Source organism: Collinsella sp. An268 (assembly GCF_002159765.1).
GTDB lineage: Bacteria > Actinomycetota > Coriobacteriia > Coriobacteriales > Coriobacteriaceae > Coprousia.
Window position 1 is genome coordinate 1 of sequence record NZ_NFJH01000014.1, and the last position, 18,459, is coordinate 18,459.

Here is an 18,459-nt window from a genome sequence, read left to right on the forward strand (position 1 = left end):
GGTACCGTCAAGAATCTTGCGCACTTTCCGACAGTCCCATAGGCCCGCCGTCCGGTGCGGCTACCCCTCCAGCAGAGTCACGTCCAGGTAGCGCCTCGAACCCCACTCGCTCTCGGCTACGTACTTGAGCCTGGCGGTCACGAGCATGAGGGCCGAGTTGCCGTCGGGAAAGGTGCCCACCACCCTCGTCCTGCGGCGGATCTCGCGGTTCAGCCTCTCGATGGCGTTGTTGGTGCGTATGCGCCGCCAGTGCTCGCGGGGGAACCTCGTGTAGGCCAGGGTCTCGGTGTATCCGTCGCGCACGACCTTGGCCGCCTCCTTGAGCTTGGATTTCTCGAGCTCGGATGCGACCTCGAGGGCCTTGGCCTCGGCAGCCTCGCGGGACTCCATGGCGTGGATGGCCTTGAGCATGGCGGCGACCCTCGGCCTCTTCGATTTCGGAACCTTCGAGAGCACGTTGCGGTAGAAGTGCACGGTGCAGCGCTGGTAGGCCGCGCCGGGAAAGACCTCCGCGATGGAGCCGACCATGCCGGCCGCCTTGTCGCCGGTGAACATCCTCACGCCGCGCAGCCCGCGCGACTTGAGCCACGAGAGGAACTCCCGCCAGCACTCCGCCGACTCCGTGAACCCCTCGGCGGCGCCTATGACCTCGCGGTAGCCGTCGTCGTTGACCCCTATGGCGACCATCACGGCCACGTTCTCGTAGGAGCCTCCCCAGGACCTCTTGAGGTATATCCCGTCGACGTAGACGTAGGGGTAGGCGCGCTCGAGGGGTCGGTTACGCCACTCCTCGACCGAAGTGAACGCCTTCTCGTTCAGGTTCGAGACGGTGGCCGCGGACACGCTCGAGCCCCAGAGGATCTCGGAGACGTCCTCGATGCGCCTGGTGGAGACGCCCGCGAGGTACATCTCGATCATGGCCTCCTCGACCGAGGCCTCGCGGCGCCGGTAGCGCTCGATGATCGCCGTGGTGAACCGCATCCCCTTGAGCTTGGGCATGTGCAGCGTGACCTCGCCGGCGCTCGTGGCCAGGCTGCGCTCGTAGTGGCCGGAGCGGTACGCCTCGCGCTCTGCGGTGCGCTCGTACCGCTCGGCGCCGACGAGGTCCCCCGCCTCCTCCTCGAGAAGGCCGTTCAGGGTGTCCTCGACGGTCCTCCTCACCAGCTCGCGCAGGTCGGTCTTCAGCGATTCCTCGTTCAATGTTACGATTGGCTCGGGCATGGTCTACCTCCAGCATGTTTCTTTTCTCGACAATCAGAATCATACCGGGGCGGGCCGTGCCCTCCTTCCTATCTGGACGCTATTCCGCTGTCAAAGTGCGCAAGAAATTGTACGTTACCACTTCATGGGGTACCTGAGGGGGAAGAGCTCGCTGCTCATGTTCGACCGGCCCGCCACGAGTCAAGGGGCTATCGGGCCTGAACGAAAGTTCAGGCCAGGGGCTTGAGCCCCTGGCCTGGGACCCTAGGGTTATACCCTAAGAGCAGACCACGCGCTATGCGGGCGGTCATGATTGCATGTCAGTTTTTTTCCGATTAACTGCAATGAGTGGAAGAGAGCATATCACAGCGATGAGAGAGCCTCCGATTACAGAAAAGTTGATTCCGTTCATGCCGAAATGTTGTGTGAAGGGGAGTGCGAGCAAAAGAGCTGTCACTAGCGCGATAAGATTGCAGACGAGCATCGCCTTCGCTTTGCGTAGGACCACTAGCACATCGTTGGTGTAGAACAATATTCCTACGCATCCCGTTGCGACAAGAACGTAGGGGAATAGGTAGGTGTGTGGAGCGATAGAGGGGCCAAAGACGAGCTGCAGGGCGAAATCTCCAACGATGCTTAACCCAACAATGAACAGAGACAGCACACCTATTATTAGTACGAGAATCTTGATGAACTCTCGCATGAAGGCATGTGCGCCGGAGTCGTTGAGCGTCTTTGCAAGTGAGCCAATCATGGGACTATATAAATAGGTTGCAGATACCTGAATAAGCACCGCGGGAGTTGCCACGCTGGCATAGATGCCAAGAGCCTCACTTCCATACAAGATGCCAAAATACTGTCTCACTAGTGAGACGATTCCGTTTGCGCATAAGCTGCCAATCATCGCCAGAAAGCAGGCTTTTGCAAGTGATAACATTTTATCTTTTTCAAAGTCTGGTCGAATAGATCCAAAGAGCTTGGCGTGCGGTAAGTCATAGAACAGCGTGATGGCAATGCATGATGCTGCCATGCCTAAAATACCAACAACCAAACTGTCGAAAACATACAACGGCACTGCAAATCCAACAAGTGAAAGCACTCCTCGCATAAGTTGTGATTTGCCGATGTAGTCCATTCTATAGGCCTTTTGGTCAATACCGTAAAGGACATCAGAGAAGACCTCATCTGATTTGAAGAGTAAATATGTAATAGAGGCGAGCAGAAGCTGTGAATCAGATGAGCAGGTGAGGGGAAGATAGACAGCGCACCAGAGCAAGCCCAGTCCAATGCTGACAAAACGAAAAGCGATGTAGTTCTGAGGCGAATACTCGTCGTTAAGATCCGAAACCTGGAAGGTACGGATTTTGTAGAGTCCAATGGATGCGAAGATGATACCATTCGCCATTGCGAAGGCGAGTGCGCCAGAGTTCTCGTAGTTTGTTGAGAGTCGAACAACGAGTACCGTTGTGAGCCATTGGCAACCTAAATAAAAGAGGCAGCCAAAGGCATTCCATAGGGCGTTGGCACGTAGCGTCAATGGACGCATATCTTTTGGTAGAGTCTTCATGATTTCAATTCTAAGCTATAGCCAGATTCTTGGCATCAACAATTGATGTCCTCAGAACCATCTTATGCATATTAGTAAGATGCCGCCAATAGACAACATCAGTTTGAGTATGACAATCTGTTTGTTAACGGGTTCTTCAGGTCACCCAGCTGTTCCCAAGGTGTGTCGATTACAATGGCTCTGGTAGTCAAGCAGTCCAAAGGAGCCTTGCATTTTGTTTACCAAAGACGATCATACCTTTGCGGTCTGTGCGTATGGCGAGTCCCCGTACCTCGAGCAGTGCCTTTATTCTTTGCGTGAGCAAGAGTTGCATACTAACGTGATTATCTCCACGTCCACGCCCAATGATGCAATCAGGCGGTTGGCAAAGCGATACAAAGCCCCCCTATTCATTAACGAGGGCGAACCTGGTATCGGACATGATTGGAATTGTGCGATTAGCCATTGTCAAACACCTTTAGTTACCATTGCCCATCAGGATGATATCTATCTTCCTGCTTATGCAAAGATCATGCTGTCGATGATGAATGAGGAGGAGAAGCCGTTAATCTGGTTCTCTGATTATGGAGAGCTTCGTGGCGATGTTCCTTGCGACGACAGTCGATTGCTTGCTATAAAGCGCCTGTTGCTAAACCCGCTAAAGAGAGTTTCTTCTAGACAGTCTGTTTTTGTTCGGCGGAGGGCGTTATCGTTAGGGTCTTCAATATGCTGCCCGGCCGTAACATACTGCAGGCCAAATTTACCGGATCCTGTTTTCCTCGAGAATATGAAATGCGATCTTGATTGGCAGGCGTGGGAACGCTTTTCCCGTCTAGAAGGTTCCTATATTTATGCGCCGCAGGTTCTTATGAGACACCGTATCCATGAGGGCTCAGAGACAACTGCTCTGATAAAAGATGATACACGAACAAAAGAAGACCTTGTTATGCTGAGAAAGTTTTGGCCAGCACCTATCGCTAGGTTTATTAACGGGTTTTACTCAAAAAGCCAAGCGAGCAATCAAGGTTAACTCTCTCGATCTCCGATGGGTATTTCTTGGCTGATTTACGGCATCAGTGAGATCTGAAGATGAATGAGGAGGAGGGGCGCCTGCTTTGGTTTTACACTCTTTTCATCGAGGGGCGGTACCGCTTTTGTAGAAAGCCCGTACAAAACTGCGTGCAGTCATTGGGATAATCGTTTTCTGCATAGGTTGGGAATGAATATGACGTCGGTGTCTATAGTACGGTTGTGGCTTCTATAATAAACAAGCCTACGGGCTTCGAGCATATGACCATATAAACATAGAATTGCATCTATCTTCCCATGTGATCCGGATGACCGGCTGTGATTTGCTCGTGTCAAGGAGACGTCGATCTTGTTGCCGTGAACGCTTTGAGGAAAACCGAAGAAGGGGATCGGTTTATCACGTTCGATCCAATCTATATTTCTTCCGATGACAAGGAGATTCGCCGTGTGACACTGAGGACCGACCCTATTGACTTTTCGCAGATGGTTGAGATGTTTGCGCGTGTATAAAGCGCTCATGAAAGGCTTTGTCATGAAGTAGATGATTGCAAGTGTAAGCTTGTAAGACATCGATATCTTGCAGCTAAGGAAATAATCTCGAATGCTGACACCACAATCATTTGTTAGGGAAACGCTGATTTATTAGTCGATGGCTGCTCGGGGCCTTCCCGCGGGGGCTCTTCGTACCGGTCTCCCCGCCCGACGGCCGCCGCCCCGGGCGGCCGGCAACACCGAAGCCGGCCTCCTCCCGGAGCCTCCTCTCGGCGACGGCGTCGTGCAGGAGCTCAAGCTCACCGGCGGACAGGCCGTCGACGAGCCCCGAGTAGGGGTTCGGGCGTCTCATGGCGGTCTTCCCATCCGCCCGAACGCCCACCCGGAGGGAATGTCGCCAAACATAGATCCGGGTGGGCGCTCGGGCAAATTCTATGCTTGGCTGGGAAGAGGATACCACGGGGCCGGCGGCGGCCCGATTCCATCCTCCAAGTTCTAGACTGTTAGAATTCCTACACTGTTAGAAATCGAAAAAACCAGCTGATTGGAGTCGTTGAGAACGTTGAGCTAGGAATACACATCTGAGTTTAAGGGCGTCGATAGGAGACGCGTATCTCTCAAATCGCTACATCGATGTATAATTAAGACATCCAGAAGACGTAAGGTTCGCATTCCAAGAGCTAGAGTTAGCTTAGCAGCAAGTAAAATACTCTTCGGGATATTCGGGATGACGCTGCAAGCATAATCATCGTACATTTACTGCTCATCCGTAAGTTCGTGGCTAACCTAATTGACTTGACAGGTCCACGGTGAAGGGTATTGCCTGATAACTATTGACATCTCTCAATTTCTATTCAAGTTAATCAAGCAGAGCCGTCGAAGTGCGCACGCCATACGTCTGGGACCAAAAACCTTTCCTAGCACAATTTACTATGAAGCAGCTTGATTCTTATGCTCTGCACGGGTTGTATTAACTCATGGTAGGATATTCAGTTGATGTTTAATCGTTTGCAGAACGACATACACGTTAAAAGGACGGTATGATGGATATACGACAAAAGACTGAGCCGGCGGTTTGGAGCGCGCTACTAATCTCAGTAGCTTTCTTTTGCGTCCTTCTGGTTAACGTCATCTATTGGTATGCAACTTGTGAATCTACGAAATTCTTCGTATTTGGTTTTCTAGCTTGTATTTTACTGGGCATTATTATCTATGCGTTCAAGATGAATATTATTGACAGGATGACTTCAGAGGTTGTTTTCTTGTCTGCGTTAAGCATTTCATGCATCTTCTTCGTATTCCTATTCCCGCCCTTCTCAGTTCCAGATGAGGGGCATCATTTTCTGTCATCGTATTGGTTAGTAGATTGTATCACTGGAGAATCATCATTGACCGATTCTAGCTCCATACCTTTACGACAGGATGACTATCTATTGTGCACAGAATGGGCTTCTAATGAGATTAGTCTTCATAGCTATCAGTCCATCTTGGATCACTTCGAATTGTTCAATCAAAATGACGAGATTGAGGTGATAGCTACTGAAGGCTTCTCAGTTGGATCAGAAAACATCGTGACCAAGATCGGATCCGTTCTAGGAATTATAATAGCACGAATTCTTAACCTAGGTGCATATCCATTGTTCTATCTAGGGAGGTTGCTGAACGCTGCTCAATTTGTAATGCTTTCATACGCCGCATTCAAGATTATCCCCACTGGAAAAACAATTGTAGCTAGTGTATCCTTACTACCAATGACGCTTCATCTTGCCGCTTCGTATTCATACGACGGAGGCATCATTGGTTTGTCGATGCTGCTTATCGCCCTACTTTTGCGCGCTATATCCAATGATAAGCCCTTCTCCATAAAAGAGATGATAAGTATTGGGGCGGTAACTGCTTTACTTGCACCGTGTAAAATACTGTACACATCAATTACGCTTCTACTCTTCCTCATTCCTAAATCGCGTTTTCGCAACGTTCGAGACAAATACATTTTTATCATTTCGTTAATCCTGATTGCAGGCGTCTCTATCATTGGATTCCGACTTGCAGGAATAGCAGGACTTGCGTCTTCATCTACCGAGCTCGATTACAGGGGCATAGAAAGCGGACATTTCTACTCGCTCGGTGATGTTATCAATAATCCCATCGGCACGATAGCACTGTTCTTTAGAACACTCCTTGTAAATGGGGATTTTTATGCATCGACACTTGTTGGCGGTTCTCTAGGCTGGTTTCAAGATTCCATTGCCGCGCCGTATTTCATAGTATTCCTTTACTATCTTCTACTATTAATTGGAGCCCAAAAGTGCCGAAATGATTGTGATGACGTACAGCTTCCAACTAAAGTTGTTATGACAAGTATTTTTGTCCTCTGCATATTTGGATCAATGGTATCGATGTTTCTCGGATGGACCTTCACTTATGAGCCAATTGTGATGGGCGTGCAAGGTAGGTACTTCCTGCCTGTGCTAATAGCTGCGCTTTTTGCCGTGAGATGGAAATCCGTTTATATCAACCAACCTACATATGGCTTAGTACTCTCCGGCGTTTGTACACTAAATATATTCTATGCGGTTGGTTTGGTCGGATCTGCACTATCACTCGTGTAATTTACCTTGATAATTCTGCTCGCACTTGAATAGTTGCGAGCAGAGCACGCCTTATGAGTCGCTACCGAATATAAGTGGACAATATTATTGGTCGACAAAAGATGCTATCAAGTACTTTGCCCGCCTTTCGATAACTTTTTAGACCAATCTAAGGGTATTCCACATCCTCCGGAAGCGTCTCGTCTCAGCCGGGCAGTCGAGCACGCTAGGACCTTCGACATCAAGGTTCGGGCGTGCATGTTAGCACTGCCCGCCTTGAGGCGGTGGAGGAGAGGGGTTGCTGGGCTAACGCCCGGTAACCGAATCATGGACCGTCGGTACCATTTCTCGTGGGGGCCCAGAACCAATCCGAGTTGAACCTCAGGGTGCCAGCGGTTGGGTCCAGGATGCGAGACGAACATGGTCGAGCCACGGCGGCTGCTTGTCCATTACTAAGTACTGCGGATAGTTAGTACTTATGCTCGGTAACGTACAATTTCTTGCGCACTTTGACAGCGGAATAGCGTCCAGATAGGAAGGAGGGCACGGCCCGCCCCGGTATGATTCGAGTTGTCGAGACAAGAAACACGCTGGAGGTAGACCATGCCCGAGCCCATCGTAACATTGAACGAGGAATCGCTGAAGACCGACCTGCGCGAGCTGGTGAGAAGGACCGTCGAGGACACGCTGAACGGCCTGCTCGAGGAGGAGGCCGACGACCTCGTCGGCGCCGAGCGCTACGAGCGCACCGCCGAGCGGGAGGCCTACCGCGCCGGGCACTACGACAGGAGCCTCACCACGTCGTCCGGCGAGGTCACGATCCATATGCCCAAGCTCAAGGGCATGAGGTCCACCACGGCGACCATCGAGCGCTACCGGCGCCGCGAGGCCTCGGTCGAGGAGGCCATGATCGAGATGTACCTGGCGGGCGTCTCGACGCGCAGGATCGAGGACGTCTCCGAGATCCTCTGGGGCTCCAGCGTCTCCGCGGCGACCGTCTCGAACCTTAGCGAGAAGGCCTTCGCCTCGGTCGAGGAGTGGCGCAACCGCCCCCTCGAGCGCGCCTACCCCTACGTCTACGTCGACGGGATCTACCTCAAGCGCAGCTGGGGCGGGAGCTACGAGAACGTGGCCGTGATGGTGGCCATCGGCGTGAACGACGACGGCTACCGCGAGGTCATAGGCGCCGCCGAGGGGTTCACCGAGTCCTCGGAGTGCTGGCGGGAGTTCCTGTCGTGGCTGAAGTCCAGGGGGCTCCGCGGCGTGCGCATGTTCACCGGCGACAAGGCGGCCGGCATGGTCGGCTCCATCGCCGAGGTCTTCCCCGGGGCCGCCTACCAGCGCTGCACCGTGCACTTCTACCGCAGCGTTCTCGCCAGGGTGCCCAAGTCCAGGCGAGCCAAGGTCGCGGCCATGCTCAAGGCGATCCACGCCATGGAGTCCCGCGAGGCCGCCGAGGCCAAGGCGCTGGAGGTGGCCGCCGGCCTCGACGGCATGAAGCTCGGGGAGGCCGCCAAGGCCGTGGGGGACGGCTGCGCGGAGACCCTGACCTACACCAGGTTCCCCCGCGAGCACTGGCGCCGCATACGCACCAGCAACGCCATCGAGCGCCTGAACCGGGAGATCCGACGCAGGACGAGGGTGGTGGGGACGTTCCCCGACGGGAACTCCGCCCTCATGCTCGTCACCGCCAGGCTCAAGTACGTGGCCGAGAGCGAGTGGGGCTCGAGGCGCTACCTGGACGTGACGCTGCTGGACGAGTAGCCGTACCGGAGGGCGGGCCTATGGGCTGTCGGAAAGTGCGCAAGAATCTTGACGGTACCGAGGGCGGGCCTATGGGGCTGTCGGAAAGTGCGCAAGAATCTTGACGGTACCGATGCCAACCGACACGGGCATCGGCCTGCCCTACAGGATCTATTCGGTCGGCCCGAAGTGGGAGGACGGCGGTCCGGAGTGATACGACAGGGCTGCTTGGGAAGGCTACACCGCAATGGTCCATGTCCATTTTGGCTGGAATAAATAGCGTGCCATTTGTTGTCCTATAAACCAAGATCTTGCGAGCGTTAGTGCGGATGTTGCACCACTCAACGTTACTATGCACAGAAGTGCATAGTAACGTGTCTCTTAATAATGATGATTAGAGATGATAATAACAATTGAAAGGTTCGTTTGTAGTGATGTTTACATTGATATATGGATCTCCCTTAACGTAATACTCCGCCCAGCGATAGTTCATATAGGAAGTTTCGCGATGGAATCTTATGCGTTTCTCTACGCTTGTTTCAAAACCTCTAGATATCGACTCATAGTGATAGAGTTCCACTTCAGGCGTGTAGACAATAAGCTTTCCGCTTTCGCGCACCTTTAAACAATAATCAATATCATTAAACGCGACAGCAAGCTCCTCTGTAAAGCCATTGACGGATTCGAAAACCGAGCGTTTTGTCATCAAGCATGCTGCGGTCACGGCACTTAAATCCTGTTCTGCGTCGGCGAGAGCAAAATAGCCCCATTGTCCGCGCGGGAGATTTTTGCCAAGATGGCCTGCGACACCTCCAGTGACGCAAACACCTGCATGCTGGATTGTATCATCGCGATAATAAAGACGTACGCCGACCGCACCAACGTCCTGCCTTGCGCAGATGCCAATCATTCGCTCAATCCAATTCGGGGTGATTAGCTCGGTGTCATTGTTGAGAAGGAGAAGATATTCCCCCTTTGCAGCGCGTGCACCGAAGTTGATAATCTTCGAGAAGTTAAACTCATGCGGCCAAGTGACAATTGTTATCTTATCGGAATGGTTTGATTCGAGCGCAGCGTAATACTCAAATGTCTTTGATTCAGTGCTGTTGTTCTCAACAAGAATTATCTCATAGTTCGGGTAGGTTGTTTTTTCAAGAATCGAATTAAGGCAGTTGTCGAGGACATCAATTAGGTCCTTGGTTGGAATAATGATAGAGACTAGTGGGTGCTTTTCGGGAACGCGATAAGTAATTTTATATGTGAATGGCCTACGCGACTCGCAGACGGTCGCATTGATACCTACGCGATTAAGGTGTGCCTGAACGGCTTTGATGCCTGCTTTGGTTGCATAGGGTTTGTTATCGGCGCTACTTGCCGTTGAGGTTTCACTAATTCGCCAATGATAGAGGACGCGGGGAACATGATGGACATGGCGTGCTTTTTCGCTAGCCAGTAGAGTCAAGTTATGGTCCTGCGCTCCGTCATACTCGGATGTGCTTAACTCTAGTTGATTGAGCAGCGTTCTCCGAATAGTAAGCATATGGCAAATATAGTTATTATTCCTCAGAAGATCGATATTGAAGTCAGGCTTGAAGAACGGCTGCGCAAGCTCTCCGTCTGGCATCAACTTATCTTCATCGCAATACAGTAAATCTGTATGGGGATGTTCATTTATCGCCTTGGCATACTCGAATAACAAATCAGGCTCAATCAGGTCGTCGTGGTCAAAGAAGGCTATGAAGTCGCCTGTTGCTATAGAGATGCCAGCGTTTGTGTTCTCAGCAATCCCTAAATTGCTCTTTAAGGTAAGGGCCTTGATCCGTTTATCGCTATCAGATGCCTGTTGAACTAAATCTGACAACGCGGCATCATCAGGACTAGCATTGACCAATACTAACTCCCATTTTCCATAGCTCTGTTCCCGTACGGACCCTAGCATTTCTAGGAAGAACTCCTTTGGAGTTTTATAAAGGGGGACAATGATGCTAAATCGTGGGCGATTCTCAAAATAGGTCTCCACTTGTTTGGAAAGAACATCGATGGACGCCTTATGTGCGGCAAACCAAGCAGGATACTGTGGGTCGATTTGAGCGTTGAGCATAGCTCGGCCGGTTTCATTAAGTAAGTGAGCTTTAGTTCTGCGGGGCAGGGTATTGAAGCTGTTAAATTGCGGATTATTGTTGTCTTGGAGAATGAAGATGAGGTTTCTATCGTCACTTGGTATGCGTATGGAGACCTGAATCTCGCGGAGAAAGACATCGCTAGAGACTTTTGACTCGACCTTTGTGTTACTAATGAAGACGGGGTTGATTGAAATCTGCTTGAGCTGAGCATCCGTGCAGAGAATAGATATATCGGAGTTGTCACAGTAGGGGAGAGTAATCAACCCTCGGAGTATGCACTCGCTACCATCGGCGATGCATTCCCAAAATTCGAAATTAGCATTTACATAGGTGCTGATTTTATCAAAGCCACGGATATCCTCGCAAAGGCTGGGCCTCATGCGATAGTTAAGTCGAGAAAGCCATTTTGCCCAGAAGAAATCAAGTGTACAAGAGACCTTGTTGGTGGGCATTGCATCTTGGAAGATGGTATATGTGATTTTATTAAGTTTGAGGATAGGAAATACGGCAACGAAGATATCGCCGGAGATTTGGTCGCTATTGTCGAGACTCCTGTAGATATCGCATGGGATGGCCTTTCCGCCGGCAGTATGGGACTCAATTAAAACCGGCATATTAATATCATACTCACGAATAGAGACGCGAATGTAGACCTTTCCGTCCCCTCGGCAAACACCCATCGGTGAAATCTTCATTACTTAGCTCCTCAATGATGTGCCCTACAGCTCTTCCTATGATAATCGACAGCTCTTCTTCTCTAGTATTTTTGATTGAGCAAACATATGTCCATATGACGTTGGTGGGGGGTCCGTTTGCTTCCGAGGACATGATTCAATAAGGGCAGATGCGCAGTGGAGGGATGGCGGAGTTGGTTTGTGCATGGGCGGAAGTCTTGTAATCGTGGCATTATATAACGGTAGAGTATTAGTCTCCTAGAAAGGGGCCTTTTATGAAGGGCATCGTCCTCGCCGGGGGTTCCGGCACCCGGCTCTACCCGCTCACGCTCGTGACCAGCAAGCAGCTCCTGCCGGTCTACGACAAGCCGATGATCTACTACCCGCTCTCCGTCCTCATGATGGCGGGCATCCGCGACATCCTCATCATCTCGACGCCGGCGGACCTGCCGAACTTCGAGAGGCTCCTCGGCGACGGCTCGGACTTCGGGCTCTCGCTCTCCTACGCGGAGCAGCCCTCGCCGGACGGCCTCGCCCAGGCGTTCCTGATCGGCGAGGGTTTCGTCGCGGGGGAGCCCTGCGCCCTCGTGCTCGGGGACAACATCTTCTTCGGCAACGGCCTCTCCCGCCACCTGCGCCGCGCCGTGGCGAACGCGGGGGAGGGGCGCGCCACCGTCTTCGGCTACCACGTGGACGACCCCGAGCGCTTCGGCGTCGTGGAGTTCGACGGGGAGGGGAGGGCGGTCTCCATCGAGGAGAAGCCCGAGCGCCCCAAGAGCTCCTACGCCGTGACGGGCCTCTACTTCTACCCGGGCGACGTGGCGGAGCGCGCCGGCAGGGTGGTCCCCTCCGCCCGCGGCGAGCTCGAGATCACCGACCTCAACCGCATGTACCTCGACGACGGCCTGCTCTCCGTCGTGACGCTCGGCCGCGGCTACGCATGGCTTGACACCGGCACCATGGAGTCCCTCTACGAGGCGGGCGAGTTCGTCCGCGCCGTGGAGCGCGCCCAGGACACCCCCGTGTCCGTCCTGGAGGAGATCGCCTACGAGAACGGCTGGATCGACCGGTCGACCCTCGTCTCCTGCGCGGAGCGGTACGGGAAGAGCGTGTACGGGCAGCACCTGAAGAAAGTCGCCGAAGGCGCTTTCATTAAGGGTGATAGTTCCTATTAACGTGGCTCGTAACAGCATCAACTTGAATGGGCAGGGCGACGGCATGTTTGCTGTCGCCCTTTCATTTTTACGCATGCTCGCATGGGGTTGGTGAGAGATAGAGTGGGTTTTTCCTGCGACTGGGCACTCATGTCAAAGGGCCTTACTCTTTGGTTTAAGCTATTCCTAGAAGTGAGCGGGTAAAGCCTTTGCTACCCGGCTTAAGATTGAGGAGGATTAGATGGCCGACATCTTCGAGCCAAAGAACATCATCGTCACCGGCGGCTGCGGCTTCATCGGCAGCAACTTCGTGCACTACGTGGTGGAGAACTGCCCCGGAGTGCACGTCACCGTGCTGGACAAGCTGACCTACGCCGGCAACCCGGAGAACATAGCGGGGCTCCCCGCCGACCGCGTCGAGCTCGTGGTGGGCGACATCTGCGACGCCGACCTGCTGGAGCGGGTCGTCCCCGGCCACGACGCGATCGTCCACTACGCCGCCGAGTCCCACAACGACAACTCCATCGCCGACCCGGAGCCGTTCCTCAGGACCAACGTGGAGGGCACCTTCCGCCTGCTGGAGGCGTGCCGGAGGTTCGACGTGAGGCTCCACCACGTCTCGACCGACGAGGTTTACGGCGACCTCGCGCTCGACGACCCGGCGCGCTTCACGGAGGAGACCCCGTACCGCCCCTCCAGCCCCTACAGCTCCACCAAGGCCTCCTCGGACATGCTCGTGCGCGCCTGGGCCCGCACCTTCGGCGTGCGCGCCACGATCTCCAACTGCTCGAACAACTACGGGCCCTACCAGCACGTGGAGAAGTTCATCCCCAGGCAGATAACGAACCTCATCGACGGCGTAAGGCCGAAGCTCTACGGCGACGGCCTGAACGTCCGCGACTGGATCCACACGGAGGACCACTCGAGCGCCGTCTGGGCCATCCTCACCCGCGGCCGCATCGGGGAGACGTACCTCATCGGCGCCGACGGAGAGAGGTCGAACATCGACGTGCTCCGGGCCATCCTCGCCGCTTTCGGCCGCGAGCCCGACGACTTCGACTGGGTGCGCGACCGCCCCGGCCACGACCGCCGCTACGCCATCGACCCGACGAAGCTCCGCCGCGAGCTCGGCTGGGAGCCCAGGCACACGGACTTCGCCGAGGGCCTGGCGGAGACCGTCGCCTGGTACCGCGAGAACGAGGCATGGTGGCGCCCCGCTAAGGCTGCTACCGAGGCAAAATACGCATCCCAGGGTCAGTAGGACCTTACTTGGGGCCCGTGCCGCGGCCCCTCCCGGCATCATGGGGATGAGTGACCGGGAGGGGTCGCGGCACGGGCCCCCTTCTGAAACCGCCCGATACGCTAAGGAGCTCCACTATGTCCGATATCCAGTACGAGAAGCCACTCGAGAGCGTAGACACCGGCATCCCCGGCCTCGCCGTCGTCGAGCTGCCCGTCCACGGCGACAGCCGCGGCTGGTTCAAGGAGAACTGGCAGAGGGAGAAGATGGCGGGCGGGCTCGGCCTGCCGGACCGCCGCTGGGTCCAGAACAACGTCAGCTACAACCTCAAGGCCGGCGCCACCCGCGGCATCCACGCCGAGCCCTGGGACAAGTTCGTCTCCGTGGCGACCGGCTCGGTCTTCGGCGCCTGGGTCGACCTCCGCGCCGGCAGCCCCGCGTTCGGCAGGGTCTACACCTGCGTCCTCGACCCCTCGCGGGCGATCTACGTGCCCCGCGGCGTGGGCAACTCCTACCAGGCGCTCGAGGACGGCACGGCATACACCTACCTCGTGGACGCGCACTGGTCCGCGGAGCTCAAGAAGACTTACACCTTCGTGAACCTCGCCGACCCGGACCTCGCGATCCCCTGGCCCATCCCGCTCAGGGAGGCGGAGCTCTCCGAGGCGGACAAACAGCACCCGCTCCTCAGGGACGTCGCCCCCATGGAGCCCAAGCGGACCCTCGTCACCGGCTGCAACGGGCAGCTCGGACGTGCCGTCCGCGCCGCGGCCGAGGCCCGGGGCCTCATGGGCTTCGACTACTGCGACATCGACACGTTCGACATGTCCGACCCCGCGGCCTACGCTGGCGTCGACTGGTCGCTCTACGGGACCGTGATCAACTGCGGGGCCTACACCGCCGTCGACAGGGCGGAGACCCCGGAGGGCCGCGTCCTCGCCTGGAAGGCGAACGCCACGGGCCCCGCGCTGCTCTCCAAGGTGTGCGCCGAGCGCGGCATCACCCTCGTGCACGTGAGCTCCGACTACGTGTTCGACGGCACCCGGGAGGTCCACGGCGAGGACGAGCCACTGAGCCCGCTCTCCGTCTACGGGCAGTCCAAGGCCGCCGGCGACCTCGCCGTGTCGACGTGCCCGTCCCACTACATCCTGCGCAGCTCCTGGGTCATCGGCGACGGAAACAACTTCGTGAAGACCATGGCGCGCCTCTCCGACCGCTGCGCGGACCCCGCCGACGGCCTCGACGGGGTCACCGTGGTGGACGACCAGGTGGGCCGCCTCACCTTCACCGACGAGATGGCCGCCGCCGTCCTGCACCTCCTCGGCTACCGCGACGGGTCCCCGCTGCCTCTCGCGCCCGCGCCCTGCGGCACCTACGACCTGACCTCCTCGGGCGATCCCGCCAGCTGGGCGGACATCGCCCGCAGGGTGTTCGACCTCAGGAACGGCAACGGCTCCGCCGTCAGGCCGGTGACGACTGATGAGTACTACGCCTCCGCGGAGGGGCCCGTCGCCCCGCGCCCGCGGTGGTCGACGCTCGACCTCGCCAAGGTCGAGGAGACGGGCTTCATGCCGCAGGTATGGACAGAATCTCTCGAGCACTATATGGAATCTGCCCTGTAGAATTGAATCGAGTTGCTCATAAGGGCGGCCCCATGCGGTGTCGCCCTTATTCTGTGAGGAGAATTCATGCCCCGCATTGAAACGCGTTCTGCCAATCGTCTCGCCATCTACTGCTTCTACGATGCGAAGGGGCATGCACCCCAGTTCATCCCACAGTTTCTCGATGACCTCATGAAGAACGTGAACGAGCTCGCCGTGGTAGTCAATGGCAAGCTTGATGATGCATCGCGTGAGATGTTTCAACAATATGCCGCGCGCATTGTTGTGAGAGAGAATAGGGGGCTCGATGCGGCTGCCTATAAGGAGGTCATGCTCTCTTATGGGTGGGATGCGCTTGAGGCCTATGATGAGGTGATTTGTCTTAACGACACCATCATGGGCCCCCTGCGTCCGTTCTCCGAGATGTTCAGCGCTATGGATGCAAGGGATGTCGACTTTTGGGGAATTACCGCCTACGCCGGGGAGGCGACCCGCTTCGAGATCATCCCTACGCATATTCAGTCGTACTGGCACGCCTATCGAAAGACGCTCGTCGCATCTCCCGAGTTCCAGTCGTACTGGGAGAACCTCCCCGAATGGGAAACCTATGCTGAGGTCACCCACAAGCACGAGATGACGTTTACCAAGCACTTTGCCGACCTTGGCTTTACTTGGGACACCTATATCGATTATCGCAAGTATCGAGGGCTCACCCCGTATCCTATGCTGTATATGCCTACTGCTCTCGTTAAGAACGATGGGTGCCCCGTATTTAAGCGCCGCGTGTTTTTCTGTGACTACGGCCCGACTTTTACCGAGACCGCCGGTCAGCCTGCAATCGATCTATATGATTATCTCCGTGATGAGACGGATTATAATATCGACCTCATATGGGATGCCGTGCTGCCGGGGCACAACCTTGATGACATTCGTAAGGCGATGCACCTTACCTATGTCCTTCCTACGAGAGCCCTCAATTCCTGTTCTCAGCGGATGCCTCGCGCTGCTTTCATCTATCATGTGTACTTCTTGGATTTGCTAGACGATACCTGCCGCTATCTGTCTGCGCTGCCGGATGACGTTGACGCATTCATTACCACAACAGAAGACAAGATCTCCTCAATCGAGCAATATCTGGTGGCGAAGGGTGTTAATCGCAAGATAACCTTTGTGCCTGTGGTCAACCGTGGGCGTGATGTCTCTGCGCTTTACGTGGCCTGCGCCGACATCGTTCTGCACGGTGGTTATGACGTTGTCGGTTTTGCCCACGATAAAAAGTCAAGCCAAAATCAAGATAACGGCCATCATGGGACAGAGAGCCAAGGCTTCGCTTATAAGCTGTTGGAAAACGTGCTGGCAAGCAAGGAGTATGTGCGTAATATCCTTACGCTCTTCGCTGAGAACCCGAGGCTTGGCCAAGTCGCGCCTCCGCCACCGTATCATGCTCTCTATTTTGCACACACGATTGAGAGCGACTGGGGCGCATGCTTCGATATAACGAAGGAGCTTCTTGAGGAGACTTTGGATATACACGTCCCGCTTCGTAAGGATAAATCGACGGTGTCGGCGCTGGGATCGTGTTTCTGGTTCAGGGTTGATGCTCTCAGACCGCTTTTTGAGCATGGGTGGACATATGAGGACTTCTTGCCTGAGGGCGAGATGAAGGAAGACGGAACCATCTCGCATGCCATTGAGCGCGCAAATGGATATGTCTGCCAATCGCAGGGATATTATCCCGCTTGGGTTCTTTCTGATCGCTATGCACGGATTGAGATCGATTCGCTCTTTTTCTCATCCCAAGTGCTCCTTGGCTCGGTTGGCAGGGGACATCAAGGTGAGTCGCTGCTCAGCAACGCAAGCGGTACTCGAGTTGCTGTATCGCTGCTTCGCTGGCCGCGATGGCTGTGGAGACGGGTATGCCATGCGATTCGTCGCCGTAAGATTCAGCGCCGCCTAAAAAATGAGGGCTATCCTGAGTAGACGGAGTTCTACTTGAGGGACTTTATCTTCTTCGCATAGACTCGCTTCTCAAACAGGCGAATGCGCCTCTTGATTACGGATACGAGATGCTGACGAAACGTGAGTTGCGAGACAAGAGATTTGACCTCAACGAGGTCATGCTTATGCTGTTTCGCGTTAGTCAGCGTGTCAAAGTCAACGGCAGTCGTTTCTTCATGGGAGGCACCCATGATGGTGTAGAAACTGCGCGACGGTGTGATGCCATGCTGCAAACATAGCTTGAAGTTTGTGGTCCCTGCCATGAGGTTGTCCCGAAAATAGCTGAAATATCGCTCGTTATGGGTGACCGATCCAGATGACTGGAGCCAGTGGTATAGCACGAGGTCTACATCCACTACCTTTTGCATGCGAAGGTAGAGCTCTCCCGCGACCATGACATCCTGCGCATACATGCCCTCGGGGAAGCGAATACCGTCCCATAGCTCCGCCTTATAGAGCCGGCACCAATTTGCTTCGTTAAAATAGCGAGCTTCGGTATGGCGTCCCAACTTGTCCCCAAGAATGCGGAGCGTCTTGCAGTACACGGACTGATAGGCGTTGAGCGGGTCGGTGATAATGGTCCTCGTTCCGCTTCCCTCAACGCCCCTGCTCGCCCGCTTGGCTACCTCGTCGAGTCGGGATACGCCAAAATGGCTCCAGCGTGCCTTACTCATGTCTGATCCCGTTTCAATCAGGGCATCGTAGAGAATCTCGAGATTGCGCCGATCAAGTATGTCGTCGTTATCTGCAAAGGCAATATATCCACCATGTGCATGGTCTAGGCCGGCATTTTGCGCCCGGGAGATTCCCCCGTTATCTTGATGGATGACCACGATGCGGGCATCGCGGCTGGCATATTCATCGCAGAGGGCGGGGGAGCCATCTTTCGATCCGTCATCGACCAAGATTATCTCGAGGTTCTGATAGCTCTGGTTCATGATGGACTCAACGCAGTAGGGTAGAAAACGCTCAGCGTTGTAGACGGGGACTATGATGGAAATGAGCGGTGCATTATCGGTCTTCATTTTGCTGCCAAATCTATAGAGATGCGAACGTGCCATGCTGATA

At 54.8% G+C, this 18,459-nt stretch carries 11 protein-coding genes; 7 read left to right on the plus strand and 4 right to left on the minus strand.

Features of this window, described 5'->3' with window-relative positions; all coding sequences use genetic code 11:
- Positions 1 to 60 precede the first annotated feature (60 nt).
- Positions 61 to 1,221 carry an IS256 family transposase gene (locus B5F70_RS09525; RefSeq protein WP_087205338.1) on the minus strand — a complete coding sequence of 387 codons (1,161 nt, stop codon included), beginning with the start codon at positions 1,219 to 1,221 and terminating at the stop codon, positions 61 to 63.
- 286 nt (positions 1,222 to 1,507) lie between these two features.
- On the minus strand, positions 1,508 to 2,767 hold the full coding sequence (locus tag B5F70_RS09530) for a hypothetical protein (protein WP_143753969.1): 1,260 nt from the start codon (positions 2,765 to 2,767) through the stop codon (positions 1,508 to 1,510).
- Between the two features lie 214 nt (positions 2,768 to 2,981).
- Between B5F70_RS09530 and B5F70_RS09535 the strand changes: the two genes are divergently transcribed.
- The 3 genes from B5F70_RS09535 (at position 2,982) to B5F70_RS09550 (ending at position 8,622) form a co-directional block, all read left to right on the plus strand.
- Entirely contained in the window at positions 2,982 to 3,776 is a 795-nt protein-coding gene (locus B5F70_RS09535) for a glycosyltransferase (RefSeq protein WP_087205340.1), read from the plus strand.
- 1,534 nt (positions 3,777 to 5,310) lie between these two features.
- On the plus strand, positions 5,311 to 6,879 hold the full coding sequence (locus B5F70_RS09545) for a DUF2142 domain-containing protein (protein WP_158094981.1): 1,569 nt from the start codon (positions 5,311 to 5,313) through the stop codon (positions 6,877 to 6,879).
- A gap of 582 nt (positions 6,880 to 7,461) precedes the next feature.
- Positions 7,462 to 8,622 (plus strand): IS256 family transposase, encoded by a 1,161-nt coding sequence (locus B5F70_RS09550; RefSeq protein ID WP_087205343.1) that lies wholly within the window; start codon positions 7,462 to 7,464, stop codon positions 8,620 to 8,622.
- Between the two features lie 373 nt (positions 8,623 to 8,995).
- Here the strand turns inward: B5F70_RS09550 and B5F70_RS09555 are convergent, their stop codons facing one another.
- On the minus strand, positions 8,996 to 11,419 hold the full coding sequence (locus B5F70_RS09555) for a glycosyltransferase family 2 protein (RefSeq protein WP_087205344.1): 2,424 nt from the start codon (positions 11,417 to 11,419) through the stop codon (positions 8,996 to 8,998).
- Between the two features lie 254 nt (positions 11,420 to 11,673).
- On the opposite strand from B5F70_RS09555, the gene rfbA reads away from it, so the two are divergent.
- The 4 genes from rfbA (at position 11,674) to B5F70_RS09575 (ending at position 17,373) form a co-directional block, all read left to right on the plus strand.
- Positions 11,674 to 12,573, plus strand: coding sequence for a glucose-1-phosphate thymidylyltransferase RfbA (gene rfbA / locus B5F70_RS09560; protein ID WP_087205345.1), 900 nt, complete (start codon positions 11,674 to 11,676; stop codon positions 12,571 to 12,573).
- 220 nt (positions 12,574 to 12,793) lie between these two features.
- Positions 12,794 to 13,813, plus strand: a complete 1,020-nt coding sequence (gene rfbB / locus B5F70_RS09565) for a dTDP-glucose 4,6-dehydratase (RefSeq protein WP_087205346.1) — start codon at positions 12,794 to 12,796, stop codon at positions 13,811 to 13,813.
- A 116-nt stretch (positions 13,814 to 13,929) separates the two neighbouring features.
- Complete coding sequence (locus B5F70_RS09570) at positions 13,930 to 15,414, plus strand: sugar nucleotide-binding protein (RefSeq protein ID WP_087205347.1); 1,485 nt, start codon at positions 13,930 to 13,932, stop codon at positions 15,412 to 15,414.
- Between the two features lie 66 nt (positions 15,415 to 15,480).
- A complete protein-coding gene (locus B5F70_RS09575; protein WP_087205348.1) occupies positions 15,481 to 17,373 on the plus strand; it encodes a rhamnan synthesis F family protein in 1,893 nt (630 codons plus the stop codon).
- Between the two features lie 8 nt (positions 17,374 to 17,381).
- Here the strand turns inward: B5F70_RS09575 and B5F70_RS09580 are convergent, their stop codons facing one another.
- Positions 17,382 to 18,452, minus strand: coding sequence for a glycosyltransferase (locus B5F70_RS09580; RefSeq protein ID WP_206383552.1), 1,071 nt, complete (start codon positions 18,450 to 18,452; stop codon positions 17,382 to 17,384).
- Positions 18,453 to 18,459: the final 7 nt, after the last annotated feature.